The organism is Lysobacter humi (ex Lee et al. 2017), from assembly GCF_054781815.1.
In genome coordinates, this window is sequence record NZ_BAAGTR010000005.1 from 362,266 (window position 1) to 375,003 (window position 12,738).

The window sequence follows — 12,738 nt, forward strand, 5'->3', positions numbered from 1 at the left end:
GCAGGAGAAGCGTGCGGCGAAGAACGAGAAGAAGACGTCCAAGCCGTTCGCGCCGACCTGAGGGATCGGTGCTTTTGCGCACGCGAGACACCCGGCCGGCGCGGGATCATGGACGGCGCCGCGTCACGCAGCGGGCGGCGTCGCACGCGTCGGGGCGCTGCGCACGCGCGGCGCGCTACTCCGGATCGTTTGCCGCCCGCACCGCATCCTCCATCGACTTGGTCAGGATGAGCCGGTAGTTCTCGAGGGTGCCCTGGAAGCCGTCGCGCATCGGATGCCCGGCCGGCAGCGCGCCGAGCGTCTCCATGGTGGCGCGCTCGAGCGACTCGATCACCGCGAGCAGGGCCTGCGGCTGCGGGCTCAGCGGCAGCAGCACGCCGAGCACGGCCTTCACTGCGGCCATCTCGCCGTAGAGGCGGAACAGCGGGTCGCCGGAGGCGTCCGTCATCGGGGGAATTCCAGGCGGGTCGCCAGTCTAGCCGCCTGCGGCGGAGGCAACGGCCGGAAGGATCGCGAGTGGAGCGCCCGCGGCGCCGTGGCCCTCGCGATCGCGCGGCACCTGCAGGATGATCGCGGGCGCCCACCCTGACGCACCACCGCCGCCCCGGCGGCCACGATGCCTGCCTCCGACGAGGCCCCCGCACATGCTCTCCACCTGCGATGTCGATTGTCCCTACTGCGGCGAGCCGATCGGCCTCGTCGTCGATCCGAGCGCGGGCGCGCAGTGCTACATCGAGGATTGCGCGGTCTGCTGCCGACCGATCGTCGTCGTGGTCGCGATCGACGACGATGGCGAAGCCGACGTGCGCGTGCGCTCCGAGTCCGACGCCTAGCGCAGTGCCTACGCCGCGCCCGAGCAAGACGTGCCCGGTCTGCCGGCGTCCGTTCGAGTGGCGCCGCAAATGGGCGCGCGACTGGGACGCGGTGAAGTACTGCTCCGATGCATGTCGCAAGGGCACGCCGCGCGGGATCCCGGCGCCGCGGCGCCCCGGGCCGGCATGACGTCGCTCATCGGGCCGAACGAACGGCGGTCGCCCACGTCCGCGGTGATCGCGCCGAGGGCCGGCCTGCGCGCGGCAGGCTCACTCGCGCGTGGACGAGCCGACCTGCCGCAATGCCTCCAGCAACGGCTCGATCGGCCCGGTCTTGGAGAACACCGGGCAGCCGATGTCGAGCGCGAGGTTCTCGAGATCGACCTGGTCGCCCACCGCGGTCACCACGAGCACCGGCACCGGCGCGTGCTGCGTGGCGCGCAGGCCCTTCAGGAAGCGCAGCCCGTCCATCACCGGCATGACGAGGTCGAGCACGATCACGCCCGGCCGCAGGCCGGCCTGCAGCAGCGAGAGCGCGACGCGCCCGTTCTCCGCGCGGCTCACGCTGAAGCCCTCGAGCTCGAGCACCTGCGCGAGGCCGTCGCGGGTGGACGGGTCGTCTTCGACGATCAGGACGTGGGTCACGGGCGGGCACCGGCGGGAGTCCCGGTTATCGGCCCCGCGGCCGAGGGCTGAAGGCCGCCCGCGGCAGCCGACGTCGCGTGCGTCGAGCGCGGGCCGAATGCCTACCGCCTCCGACGCCGCGACGGTACGGCCGAGCATCCCGCCATCGCCTTGTCGGCGACGACGGGGCGCCGTCGATCAGTCGGCGAAGGCCGGGAACGCCGGCAACTTGGCGACGTCGCGCGGATCGTGCTGGATGATCACCGTGGCCTTCAGGTTCTTCGCGATCTTCTTGAAGCGATCGAGCGAGGCGAGCGAATCGGCGCGGCTGGTGTTCCAGGTCGGGATGCCGTCGCTGCGGTAGTTCTCGTGGAAGTGGGTGACGTCGCCGGTGAGCAGCACGTAGCCGGTCTTCGCGAGCTTCACCAGCAGGCCGTGGTGGCCCGGCGTGTGGCCCGGCAGGCTGATCATCTGCACGCTGCCGTCGCCGAAGACGTCGCGGCGGTCGCGCGCGAGCGGCTCGACCTTGCCGCCGCCCGACGTCCACGGCGCGAACGGCGCGCGCCGCGCGGCGTGTGCCTTCGCATCCGTGCCTTCCGGCGCGGCCTCGGGGCGCACGTCGTCCCAGTCGCCGCGGCCGATCAGCAGCGTCGCCTTCGGGAAGGCAGCGAGCTGGCCGGTATGGTCGCCGTGGTGGTGGCTGATGCCGACGAACTCCACCGACTCGGGCTTCACGCCGATGCGCGCGAGCTGATCGACCAGCGCGACCTTCGGCGCGCGCGGTGTGCCGTCGGCGGGATTGCCCGTGTCCCAGACGAGGTAGCGGTCGCCGTGGCGCACGAGGTAGCAGCTGTAGACCAGCGGCAGCTTGAGGTCGGGATGCTCGAGCGTGTCGGAGAACGAGGCGACGCTGACGGGCTCGGGCTGGCCACCGCAGTCGAGCCGCGCGAGCGCGACATCGGCGGCATTCGCGGCGAAGGCGGTACTGCCGAAGAGTGCAGCAGCGAGCAGGCGGCGCAGGTGGGGGAACGGGATCGACATGGAGCCTCCGAGGGGCCGCGCGGGCGACGCGGCGAAGCGAGGGACGCGACCGGCGCGACGCCGGACCGATGCCGATCATGCCGGCTGCGCGTGTCGCCTGTCCCGCGGCGCGGCGCGGGATCGAACCGGACGTACAGCCCCACCCGCGTGCCCCGTTTCACGACACTGCGCGGCGGCGATCGCCGGCGCGTCCACCGCCGCGCCGTACACTGCTCGCCGCCATGATCAACAACGACGTCCTGCGCAGCCTGCGCTACATGCTCGACCTTGGCGACGTGCACGTCGCCGAGCTCATGCGCCTGGCCGATCCCGCGTTCGAGATCGAGCGCGCCGAGGTGCAGGCCTACCTGCGCCGCGAGGACGAGCCGGAGTTCGCCCCGCTCGACGATCGTCGCCTGGCGTTGTTCCTCGATGGCCTGGTGATCGACCGCCGCGGCCGCCAGGACGGCGCGCCGCCCCGCGCACCGGAGACGCGGCTCACCAACAACCTCGTGCTCAAGAAGCTGCGCGTGGCGTTCGAGCTCAAGGACGTGGACCTGCTGGAAATGTTCCAGGCCGCGGGGCGGCCGGTGACCAAGCCCGAGCTCAGCGCGCTGTTCCGCCAGCCCGGCCACGCGAACTTCCGGCCCTGCGGCGACCAGCTGCTGCGCTACTTCCTGCGCGGGCTCACCCTGCGCATCCGCGGGCCCTAGCGACGCGGGTTCCGCCGACGCGATCGCGGCCTCGCGGCGGTTGATGCGGATCGCGGCTTGCGCCACCTGAGCGCCGGGCAGCGAACCCTGCTGGCGGCGGCGCCGCGCCGTCGTACTAGCGCAGCGCGGCCACTGGCGATGCCAGCGCCGCCCGCACGGCCGCAAGCTCGACATCGCGCCCGGCGGCGATGTCGTCGATGCGCGCCTCGACGGGGATATCCGGCTCCACCCCGGCATCGGGCTCGGGCTTGAGGGGGAACTGGCCCACGAGCGGCAGGTCCATCTCGAGGCCGGTGCGCGGCAGCCGCAGGAAGAAGAACGCACCGCCGTTGATGCCGCGGCGATTGCCGCCCGTGGTCTGGCCGACCAGCGTGGCGACGCGCGCCTGCTTCGCCTGCTTGGCGAACTCGAACGTGGCCGAGCTGTTCGACGCGCCGACGAGCACGAAGACGCGGCCGCGGTAGCGCGGCGCCATGGGCTCGATGCGCAGCGCCTGCGCGCTGTTCCAGCGGCCGACGAGGAAGTAGCGCGCATCGAAGCGGCGTGCGTCCTCGCCCCAGTCCTTGAAGGACGGATCCCATGTATCGAGGTAGGGGGCGAGCGACGCGGGCACGCTGCGGTACCGCACGAGCCTGCGATAGGCCGTCACGTCGAGCGGCCTGTCGACCAGGTGCGCGAGCAGCACGTCGCCGACGCCGAGCCCGCCCTCGTTGCCGCGCAGGTCGATCACCAGCGTCGGTACGCTGTCGGCATCGAGTTGCGCGAACGACTGCGCGAGGAAGGCGCGCCAGTCCCAGGTCGAGTTGTATAGCGCCCAGCTGGGCATGCGCAGCACGGCGAGCGCCGGGTCGCTGCGGTCGAGCGTCCACTGCGGCGCGTTGCGGTCGGTGGCCGGCTGCACGCGCGAGGCCAGGCGCTGCGCATGCGTCTGCGGCGCCAGGCGCCGTTCCACGACGCCTCGCGCGCCCGGTGCGCGCAGCGCGTAGCGGCGCACGCCGTCGCGGCTGGGCAGCACGCGGGGCAGGAACACGTCGAAGGTCTCGTAGCGGTCGGTGCCCTGCACGGCGAGCAGTGCGCGGCGCTTGGCGTCGTTGTGGCCATCGGCCCGCGCGACCGCCATCAGGCGCGCGAGCAGCACGTCGCTGCGCACGCCGTCGATCGCGAGCACCTCGGTGCCGGGCCGGACGAGCGGATCGCCCGAGAAGTCGCGCGTCACCACCATGCGCCCGCCGCGCCAGACGAAGTGGAACGGCACGCGGTCGTCGCCCTCGAACAGCGCCTTCTGCACCGCCTCGGACTGGTTGTAGAAGTTCGCGTACGTGTGGCCGCAGCGGATCGTGGCGGCGAAGCGCGACAGCGCGAGGTAGGCATCGCCCAGCGTGCGGTCGCGATCGAATTCGGCGCGCAACGCGGCGAAGCGGGCGCGCATCTGCCGCGGCGTGTTGTAGCGGTGCAGGCCGGGATGGAGCGCCTCGTAAGCCTGCTCGAGGATCGCGACATCGTGGAGCAGCGCGTCGCGCGCGAGGACCGTGTCGGCCTGCAGCGGTGGCGCCGGCTGCGCGGCGGCCGTGCCGCCGAGCAGCGACAGGGTCGCAACGACGCAGAGGAGCACACGCCGTACGGCGCGCAGGTTCGGCATGGCGGGCTCCGATGCAGGGCGCGAGGCTGCGCCCGGCCGAGCATAGGGGCGGGAGGCACGCGGTGCAGACCGCTCGGCGGACGGGCGCGACCGGGCCGCCTCGCGCCGACGGCAGGTCGCGCCGATGCCGCGGCGCCTAGGTCCGATGTACGGACGTCGGCGCCGTTTCGCGTCAGCCGAGCCCGGTCGAATTCACGAACGGCACGAAGCCGCCCCAAAACATGCGCTTGCCGTCGAAGGGCATCGGCATCACGTCGGGCTGCATCTCGGGATCGGCCATGAGCTTCGCCCAGCCGGCGTCGCGGGTGGCCTTGTCGGGCCAGAGCACGAACGAGAACACCACGTTCTCGCCGTCTTCCGCCTTCACCGCCCGGAAGAAGTCGGTGGTGTGTCCATGCTCCAGGCCATCGCCGAGCGCCTCCACCGCGCCGAGCGCACCGAGCGCGGCGGCCTTGCGCGCGAAGGTCTGCGCCATCGTGGTGTAGTCGCCGAGGCGGTCCTCGCGCAGGGGCAGTACGAATCCATCGAGGTACATGCGGGGTCTCCGGGCGGTGGGCTCCGCAGCGTGGGCGCAGACGCGCCGCCTGCGCCGACCGCCCGTCGGCGGCTCAGTCGTAGCTGCGCGGCAGGCTGATGCGGAACGCGACGACGCCCTCGTCGGCGGAGAGCTCGATGCCCGCGGCGAGCACCTCGCACAGGTGCTTGGCGATCAGCAGGTGCACGCCGTCCTTCTCGGCGACGGGCACGCGCCCTTCGGCGAGCGCCTGCTCGTAGCCGGTCGCGGGCACGCCGGCCGCCTGCTCCGCGTGCTCGGTCGCCTCGGCGATCACGCGTGCGATCGGCGGGCTGGTGCGTGCGGCGGCGGTGCCGGTGTGCTGGCGGATCAGCAGCGTCCAGCGGGTCGGCTCGCGCGCATCGTCGCCCCATTCGACGTCGATCGGCCCGGGCGCGCCCGATTGCAGCGAGGCGAGCAGCAGGTGCCGTGCGACCAGCCGCAGGCGCGCGACGTCGCCCTGCACCGGATAGGGTTCGGGCCCGGCCCAGGTGAGCTGTCCACCGGCGCCGGGCTCGCGCTGGGCGAACCCGGCGAGGAGCTGCACCAGCGCCTCGCTGGCGTCGAAGGTGCCGATCTCCCGTGTCTCCAGGCCGGCCTCCAGGCGCGAGAGCAGCAGCAGGTCGCCGAGCGCGCTGTCGAGCGCGGCGAGCCCGTCGCGCGCGATCGTCTGCAGCTCGACGCGCTCGCTGTCAGTCGCCGCGCCGCCGGCGAGCACCGTCGACGTCACCACCGCGGAGAGCTCGTTGCGCAGCCCCTGCACCGCGCCATCGAAGCTGCGCGCACGTGCAGCGGCCACAAGGCGCAGGCGCTCGAGCAGGCCCACGAGTTCCTCCGAGCGCGTCGCGGCCTCCGCCTGATGCAGACGCTCGTACTCGGCCGCGCTCTCGGCGAGTTGCTCGCCGACGAGGTCGGACCACAGCGTGCCGGCGAGCGCGACGTCCCGCGCGGGTACTTCGGCCGAGGCCTCGCGCGCGGCGTGGAACTCCAGGCCGAACGCGGTATTGAAATGACCCCATTCGCGGATCAGGTCGCGCAGGGAATAGCCCTGCAGCCAGCGCGTCTTCGCGTGCGCATGGGCATGCCGGAACTGGTCGGCCTCGGCGACGGGCGACGACGCGGGCCAGACGCGCAGCAGACGCCCGTAGGCCTCGAGCACGTCCGGGAAGTGGTCGTAGAACTGCTTGCGCGTCCAGTCGGAGGTTGCCGCGAGCGCCGGGTCGCCGTGCACGCGCGCGCGCCACTGCTCGAGGATGCGGGAGCGTCGTTCGTCGAGGCGATCGGCGAGGATCGCGAGCGGTGTCGCATGGGTCACGAGGTCGTCCATGGTCGCCGCCCGCTGGCGATGCCGCGGTGCACGGGGCGGAGGGCGTGCACGCGTCCGCTGCTCAGCGGCCGAGTCCAGCGTAGGTGGACGATGGCGGACGCACCGTGACGGCACCAAGGCCCTGCTCCGACACGGCATGCCGCATCCTCTCCGGTCCCTCGCCGTGGATGCGCCGATGAATCCTTCCCTCGTCCTGCCGATGCTGCTGGTGCTCGTCGCCGGCGGCATGGTCGCGCTGCAGGCGCCGACCAATGTGCTGCTCGCGCGCGCTGGCGGCTCGCCCGTCTTCGCCGCGCTGGTCTCGTTCGCGGTCGGCACGGCCGCGCTCGCGGTGGTCTGGCTCGCGAGCGGCCATCGCCCGGCGATGGCGTCGCTCGGCGCGCTGCCCTGGTATGCGTGGATCGGCGGGCTTTATGGCGCGATCTTCGTCGGCGTGGCCGCGTACGCGGCGCCGCGCCTCGGCCTCGCGACGCTGATCACCATCGGCATCGCCGGGCAGATCCTCACCGCGCTCTGGCTCGACCATCTCGGTGCGCTGGGCCTTCCCCGCGCACCGGTGAGCCCGCTGCGGGTGGCGGGCGCGGCGCTGGTGGTGGCCGGCGTGGTGCTGGTGCGACGCGGCTGACGGCGCTGCCGTACGCGGCGCGCGGCACGGGATGACGCGACACGACGAGGCCCGGCCGCAGGCGCGACCGGGCCCCATCATTCGACGGCGATCAGACGCGCGGTGCGCCCGGGCCGCGGGCGTCGTGATGCACCTCGACCTTCTGCTTGCGCGGGATCAGGCCGAGCAGGCCGAGCAGGCCGAGCCAGCCCCAGTCGAAGCCGCGACGCTCGCGCTCCTCGACGACCGCGGGCGCCGCGGTGGTGTCGACAGGCTCATCGACTGCGCCGGTCGCGGCCGGGTCGACCGGGGCTGCGTCGACGGGCGCGGCGGTCGTCGCGGCGGCGTCGACCGGAACGTCGGTCGCGGTGGCATCGGTGGTGGTGGCATCGGTGCCGACCGTCGCGCCGCCGTCGACCGGCGGGGTCGCGAGCGCGGGATCGGTCGCGGTCGGCGCGCCGGTGGTGGCGGCCGGATCGGCGGCCTGGGTGGTGTCCTGCGCGTGGAGCGGCGCGGCGGCGGCGAGGACGAGCGCGGCGGCGAGCGCGGCGCGGAGCGTGTTCGGATGCTGCATGGTGGGACCTCCAGTCAGGGAGAAACGTGCGCGGACGCTAGCCGCAGGCCTGTGCAGGCCTAGTGTCGGCGCCTGCAACGGGCCGCCATCGACCGTGCATCCGTTCCGGACCGCATCGGGCGCGCGTCACGGAATCGTGATCCCGGCGCGCGACAAGCGGCGGCAGGGCATGCGGCTTGCATCGCGTCGGGCATTCGATCGCCCAGCTGATCGACGGTCCCTGCCATGTCCGACGCCCTGCTCCGTCGCTTTCCCACCCTCGGCCTCGCGGCCCTGTGGACCGCGCTGTACGTGCTGGGCATCGGGTACTCCGATGCCTTCGTGATCGGGCCGTCGCACGTCACCCTGTTCTGGCCGGCGGCGGGCGTGGCCTTCGCGCTCGTCGGCGGCGCGGGCCTGCGCTGGGCCGCCGTGATCCCGGTCGCGGTGCTGATCGCGCACCTCACGATCACCCAGGTTCCGGCGGCCTTCGTTCCGTTCTCGGTGGCCAGCAACCTCGCCGGTGCCCTCGCCGGCGCGACACTCGCCGGCCGCCTGCGCGGCACCGCCTTCGACAGCGCGGGCAGCCTGTTCGGCTTCGCCGCTGGCGCCACGGTGATGGCGACCGTCGCCGCGGCGATCGGCACGTTCGGCCTCGTGGTCGCGGGGATGGTGCCGGTCGCGGCGGCCGGCACCGCCTATACGAAGTGGGCCCTGGGCGACCTGCTCGGCATCGTCTGCATCGCGCCGACGCTGCTGCTGCTCACCCGACGCGCTGCCGACGTCGACGCGCCGCCGACTACCGACTACGCCGGCGCCGGTGAGAAAGCGGCATGGGTGCTCGTCTACGCCACGGCCTACGCCTTCGTCTACTGGGTCGGGCGCCAGAACAGCGGCTATGCGCTCGGGATGGTCGCCTTCCCGCTGGCGCTGCTGCTGTGGAGCGCGTTCCGCTTCGGCCGGCTGTGGACGGCGGTCGGCACGATGACGGCGGTGTTCGTGGTGACCTCGCTCACGGGGCTGGGCCTCGCGGCGTTCCAGGCGCCGAAGACGCTGCTCGACGTCGTGCTGCTGCTCGGCTTCCTCAACCTGTTCGCGGTGCTGCCGCTGCTGCTGATGGCCTCGATCCATCACCAGCGCGTCGGCGCACGGCGCGCGCTGCGCCTCGCCGCGGTGGAGGCCGATCGCCAGCAGGCCGAGCTCGAGCGGCTCGTCGCCGAGCGCACCCGGCAGCTCGACGACGTCAACCGCCAGCTCGAGCATGCGAGCCAGACCGATGCGCTCACCGGGCTGCGCAATCGCCGCTACATCGCGCAGCAGCTCCCGCTGGATCTGGGCTTCTACTCGCGCGAGGCGTCCGAGGCGCACACGCCGCCGCATGCGCTGTTCTTCGCGCTGGTCGACATCGACCACTTCAAGCACATCAACGATACGCTCGGCCACAAGGCCGGCGACGCCGTGCTGCAGCAGTTCGCGCAGGTGCTCGGCGGGCTGGTGCGCGGCAGCGACTACGCCGTGCGCTGGGGCGGCGAGGAATTCCTGCTCGTGCTGCGGCCGATGCCGAGCGAGCACGTCGCCACGCTCGGTGAGCGCATCTGCCGCAGCATCGCCGCGCACCGCTTCTGCGTGGACGGCGCGCCGCCGCTGAAGGTGACGTGCTCGGTCGGCTTCGCCGAGCTCGACCTGCTCGAGCAGCAGGCGCCGGTGACGTGGGAGCAGATCGTCGAGGTCGCCGACGCCGCGCTGTACTGGGTCAAGCACAACGGCCGGGACGGCTGGGCCGTGCTGCGGCCCGCGCCGGGCACCGACCTCGCCGCGCTCGCGGCACGCACCGGCGAGGGCGCGCAGGCGCTGCACGACGCCGGCGGCGCGCGGCTGGTGACGCACCTGCGCCAGGTGCCGCAGGCGCTGGCTTCATAGGCGCCGCCGCGACTTGATCGCACGCCGCGAGCGCGCATGATGATGCGCCCACCGCCCGCGACGCCCGCCATGCATTCGGACTTCGACCCCGACGACAACTTCGCGCAGGCCTTCGGCGACGGCGCGGACCTCGACGACGAGGCCGCGCTCGAAGCGGTGATCTGGCAGCTGCTGCTGCTCATCAATCCGGGCGACGAGGACGCCGCGCTCGCGCAGTTCGGGGCCTGGCAGGAGCTGACGGGCGGGGAGCAGGACGTCGATGCGGGGCTCGCCGCGCTGCGCGAGGTGATCGATTGGCGCTCGGGCTTCCACGTCGCCGACGGCGATGCGCGCGGGCTGGTCGAGAGCCTCGACGAGCTCGCCGCACGCTTCGACCTGCGCATCGACTGGGGCGTCGAGGATCCGACCGACGACGATTTCCTCGACGGGGCGGATCTCGGCGGCCTGTTGGAAACCGCCTTCGACCGGCTGCGCGAGCACCAGTACACGCTGTGGCTGCGCGAGGCGGGCCCCGACGAGCATGCCGGCTGGATCGCGCACCGGCGCGACGACGAGGCGATGCGCGCGATCGCCGGCGCGCTCGGCCTGCACGTCCGCCCGGCGGGCGGCTAGGCACCGCGGCGCCTGCTGGCGCCGCATGCGGATGCGCGACACTTGCGCATCGCTCGCTCCCGCAGAGGCCGCCGCCATGGACGCTCCGAAGCCGCCTGTCGCACTCACCGCGCTCGACGTACCGCCCCGCGCACAGCGCTCGCTCTATCCGGAGCCATTCGCCTCGCGGGTGGAGGGTCGCGAGAAGCGCGTGCTCGGCGACCGCTTCGGCCTGCGCAACTTCGGCGTGAACCTCACGCGACTCGCGCCGGGCGCGATGTCCGCGCTGCGCCATGCGCACGCGGCGCAGGACGAATTCGTCTACGTGCTCGACGGGCATCCCACGCTGTACACGGACGCCGGTGCCACCCGCCTCGCGCCCGGGATGTGCGCGGGCTTCCGCGCGGGCAGCGGCGATGCGCACCACCTCGTCAACGAGACCGACGCGCCGGTGTCATTCCTCGAAGTCGGGGATCGCAGCGCGGGCGATGCCGTCGCCTATCCCGACGACGACCTCGCCGCGCAGTTGCAGGCCGGCGGCTGGGTGTTCCTCCATCGCGACGGCACGCCGTACTGAGCGGATGACTTCGCACCCGCTTCACCGAAACGCCCTCGTTCCACCACGTGCAGCGGCGATCCTCCCGAGCACCCGGACGCCGAGCCGTCCGAGCCGACACGGAGACCGACGATGCCGCACGACCCCATGACCCTCCGCGCGCCTCCTGCGAACCGCTGGCGCGCGCCCGTCTGGTGCGGCGCGACGGCGCTCCTGCTGCTGCCGGCCGTCGCCATGCGGTTCACCGGCGAGGTGAACTGGACGGCGAGCGACTTCGTCGTCATGGGCGCCCTGCTCGCGACGGTCTGTGGGCTGTACGAGATCGGCACGCGGCTCTCGCGCAGCCGGGCCTTCCGGGCGGCCAGCGCCGTCGCCGCGAGCGCGACGTTCCTGCAGGTCTGGATTGATCTCGCCGTCGGGATCTACGGCGGCGATGACGCACCGATCACCATCACCCTCGGCGTACTCGCCGTCGCGATCGTCGGCGCGATCGCCGCACGCCTGCGGGCGGCCGGGCTTGCCCGCGCCATGGTGGCCACCGCGATCGCGCAACTCGCCGCAGGTGCCTACGGGCTCTACGCGGGCATCTGGCAGGCACTTGCACTGGGCTTCGTGCTCGCGGCGATGTGGCTCGGCGCGGCCCACCTGTTCCGTCGCGCGGCACGCGAGGGTGCGGTGCATGTCGCGGACTGAAGGCCTGTCGCCCGCGTGCCGGATGCAGTCGCTCCCGCAGCCGGCCTGCGGGCGGCCGATGCACCCGATCGGGCACGAAGGCGCGCAGGGTCATGGTGCCCACGGGTCGGCGTCGGGTCGATGACGTCCGGTCGTCCCGCACTCACGTGGAGGCAGCTCGCGGCGCGGCGCGCGCGTCCTGTGCGCGGCGTGCTCGCCTGCAGCGCGGCCTACTTCATCGGCTCGCTCGCGATCGCCTTCGTCGCGCGCGGATTCGATCTCGATCGGCTGCCGTCGCGCTCCGCACTCGCGCAGGCCGCCGACACGGTCTCACGGCTGTTGTGGGCGCCGCACAATGCGGTCGGCCGTGCGCTCGGGAGCGCGGCCGTCCAGGTGCCGGGCGTGATCCCGGGGCTGCTGCTCGCCAATACGCTCGCCTGGGGCATCGCGATCTACGCGCTGTCGCGCTTGGTGGGCGCATGGCGGCGGCGCGCCTGAGTGGTGCGCGACGGACGACCGACACCGCACACGCATCGCGCGGAGCCCTACCGGCCTGAACGCGGCCGGGCGGCGCCGCCGGATGCCGCTGGCGGTGCGCAAGCCGCATCCGCAGCGAGCATGCGCCTTGGCGACGCGCGCGATTAGCGGTAGCGGCGCTTCGTGGCGTACTTGCCCTGCGAGCGGCTCGCTGCCGACAGGACGCTGCCGAGCAGGCCCATGCGGCCGCCGGCCTTGCCGAGGAGTCGTGCGGCGGCGAGGCCGACGGCGAGTTTTACGATGGAACGCATGATGGGCATGGGGCACCTGTCCAGTCGCACCCGCAGGTGCTGAGTCGGAGATCGGGTATCGCGTGGCACGCCGCGCCTGTGCGGCGCGGCGCCGGCCGGGCATGCCGCCCGGTGCCGCGTGTGTCAGTGGGTGCGCGGTGAGTCGGGGATCACCAGCACCTGCCCCGGATAGATCCGGTCCGGATTGTCGAGCTTGTCGCGATTGGCCTCGTAGATGAGGGTCCAGGCGCTCGCCCGGCCATAGACCTGCTGCGCGATCTCCGACAGCGTGTCGCCCTGGGACACGGTGTGCGTGCGCTGGGTGGCGGTGGGCGTCGGCGCGGCGGCCTGCGCCTGCGAGGCCGGCGCCGGCTGCGTGGCGCGGGT

The 12,738-nt window shown here is 73.1% G+C and carries 18 protein-coding genes; 9 read left to right on the plus strand and 9 right to left on the minus strand.

Annotated features, from left to right (window positions below; translation table 11 throughout):
• Positions 1 to 175 precede the first annotated feature (175 nt).
• Positions 176 to 448, minus strand: coding sequence for a hypothetical protein (locus ACYVJJ_RS05405; RefSeq protein ID WP_460831743.1), 273 nt, complete (start codon positions 446 to 448; stop codon positions 176 to 178).
• 196 nt (positions 449 to 644) lie between these two features.
• Here ACYVJJ_RS05405 and ACYVJJ_RS05410 point away from each other — a divergent pair, with 196 nt between their 5' ends.
• Together ACYVJJ_RS05410 and ACYVJJ_RS05415 are read left to right on the plus strand one after the other, a co-directional pair.
• The gene (locus tag ACYVJJ_RS05410; protein WP_460831744.1) at positions 645 to 833 is read left to right on the plus strand and encodes a CPXCG motif-containing cysteine-rich protein; all 189 of its coding nucleotides are present in this window, start codon (positions 645 to 647) and stop codon (positions 831 to 833) included.
• Positions 790 to 1,002: a DUF2256 domain-containing protein gene (locus ACYVJJ_RS05415; RefSeq protein WP_460831746.1), complete on the plus strand. Its 213-nt coding sequence runs from the start codon at positions 790 to 792 to the stop codon at positions 1,000 to 1,002. Before ACYVJJ_RS05410 ends, ACYVJJ_RS05415 begins: the two co-directional genes overlap by 44 nt.
• Positions 1,003 to 1,082: 80 nt before the next feature.
• Here the strand turns inward: ACYVJJ_RS05415 and ACYVJJ_RS05420 are convergent, their stop codons facing one another.
• Complete coding sequence (locus ACYVJJ_RS05420) at positions 1,083 to 1,457, minus strand: response regulator transcription factor (RefSeq protein ID WP_460831747.1); 375 nt, start codon at positions 1,455 to 1,457, stop codon at positions 1,083 to 1,085.
• A 177-nt stretch (positions 1,458 to 1,634) separates the two neighbouring features.
• Positions 1,635 to 2,477 carry an N-acyl homoserine lactonase family protein gene (locus ACYVJJ_RS05425; RefSeq protein ID WP_460831749.1) on the minus strand — a complete coding sequence of 281 codons (843 nt, stop codon included), beginning with the start codon at positions 2,475 to 2,477 and terminating at the stop codon, positions 1,635 to 1,637.
• Between the two features lie 221 nt (positions 2,478 to 2,698).
• Between ACYVJJ_RS05425 and ACYVJJ_RS05430 the strand changes: the two genes are divergently transcribed.
• Positions 2,699 to 3,169 carry a YehS family protein gene (locus ACYVJJ_RS05430; RefSeq protein WP_460831751.1) on the plus strand — a complete coding sequence of 157 codons (471 nt, stop codon included), beginning with the start codon at positions 2,699 to 2,701 and terminating at the stop codon, positions 3,167 to 3,169.
• 115 nt (positions 3,170 to 3,284) lie between these two features.
• Here the strand turns inward: ACYVJJ_RS05430 and ACYVJJ_RS05435 are convergent, their stop codons facing one another.
• The 3 genes from ACYVJJ_RS05435 to ACYVJJ_RS05445 form a co-directional block, all read right to left on the minus strand.
• Positions 3,285 to 4,808, minus strand: coding sequence for a S41 family peptidase (locus ACYVJJ_RS05435; protein ID WP_460831753.1), 1,524 nt, complete (start codon positions 4,806 to 4,808; stop codon positions 3,285 to 3,287).
• Positions 4,809 to 4,980: 172 nt separating this feature from the next.
• A complete protein-coding gene (locus ACYVJJ_RS05440; RefSeq protein WP_460831755.1) occupies positions 4,981 to 5,343 on the minus strand; it encodes a DUF1428 domain-containing protein in 363 nt (120 codons plus the stop codon).
• A gap of 73 nt (positions 5,344 to 5,416) precedes the next feature.
• Positions 5,417 to 6,688 carry a hypothetical protein gene (locus tag ACYVJJ_RS05445; protein WP_460831756.1) on the minus strand — a complete coding sequence of 424 codons (1,272 nt, stop codon included), beginning with the start codon at positions 6,686 to 6,688 and terminating at the stop codon, positions 5,417 to 5,419.
• A gap of 175 nt (positions 6,689 to 6,863) precedes the next feature.
• Here ACYVJJ_RS05445 and ACYVJJ_RS05450 point away from each other — a divergent pair, with 175 nt between their 5' ends.
• Positions 6,864 to 7,313 (plus strand): DMT family transporter, encoded by a 450-nt coding sequence (locus tag ACYVJJ_RS05450; protein ID WP_460831758.1) that lies wholly within the window; start codon positions 6,864 to 6,866, stop codon positions 7,311 to 7,313.
• A gap of 91 nt (positions 7,314 to 7,404) precedes the next feature.
• On the opposite strand, the gene ACYVJJ_RS05455 is transcribed toward ACYVJJ_RS05450, so the two are convergent.
• The gene (locus ACYVJJ_RS05455) at positions 7,405 to 7,866 is read right to left on the minus strand and encodes a WGxxGxxG family protein (protein ID WP_460831759.1); all 462 of its coding nucleotides are present in this window, start codon (positions 7,864 to 7,866) and stop codon (positions 7,405 to 7,407) included.
• Between the two features lie 225 nt (positions 7,867 to 8,091).
• On the opposite strand from ACYVJJ_RS05455, the gene ACYVJJ_RS05460 reads away from it, so the two are divergent.
• From ACYVJJ_RS05460 to ACYVJJ_RS05480, 5 genes are all read left to right on the plus strand, one after another.
• Positions 8,092 to 9,765 (plus strand): sensor domain-containing diguanylate cyclase, encoded by a 1,674-nt coding sequence (locus ACYVJJ_RS05460; RefSeq protein WP_460831760.1) that lies wholly within the window; start codon positions 8,092 to 8,094, stop codon positions 9,763 to 9,765.
• 69 nt (positions 9,766 to 9,834) lie between these two features.
• Positions 9,835 to 10,377, plus strand: a complete 543-nt coding sequence (locus ACYVJJ_RS05465; protein WP_460831762.1) for a DUF6630 family protein — start codon at positions 9,835 to 9,837, stop codon at positions 10,375 to 10,377.
• A 76-nt stretch (positions 10,378 to 10,453) separates the two neighbouring features.
• Positions 10,454 to 10,933: a cupin domain-containing protein gene (locus ACYVJJ_RS05470; protein ID WP_460831763.1), complete on the plus strand. Its 480-nt coding sequence runs from the start codon at positions 10,454 to 10,456 to the stop codon at positions 10,931 to 10,933.
• A 111-nt stretch (positions 10,934 to 11,044) separates the two neighbouring features.
• Positions 11,045 to 11,605 (plus strand): hypothetical protein, encoded by a 561-nt coding sequence (locus ACYVJJ_RS05475; RefSeq protein WP_460831765.1) that lies wholly within the window; start codon positions 11,045 to 11,047, stop codon positions 11,603 to 11,605.
• A gap of 120 nt (positions 11,606 to 11,725) precedes the next feature.
• The gene (locus ACYVJJ_RS05480) at positions 11,726 to 12,082 is read left to right on the plus strand and encodes a hypothetical protein (RefSeq protein WP_460831766.1); all 357 of its coding nucleotides are present in this window, start codon (positions 11,726 to 11,728) and stop codon (positions 12,080 to 12,082) included.
• Positions 12,083 to 12,225: 143 nt separating this feature from the next.
• On the opposite strand, the gene ACYVJJ_RS05485 is transcribed toward ACYVJJ_RS05480, so the two are convergent.
• Complete coding sequence (locus tag ACYVJJ_RS05485) at positions 12,226 to 12,372, minus strand: hypothetical protein (protein ID WP_460831768.1); 147 nt, start codon at positions 12,370 to 12,372, stop codon at positions 12,226 to 12,228.
• Positions 12,373 to 12,495: 123 nt separating this feature from the next.
• On the minus strand, positions 12,496 to 12,738 hold a 243-nt coding region (locus tag ACYVJJ_RS05490; RefSeq protein WP_460831769.1), incomplete at its 5' end, for a LysM peptidoglycan-binding domain-containing protein.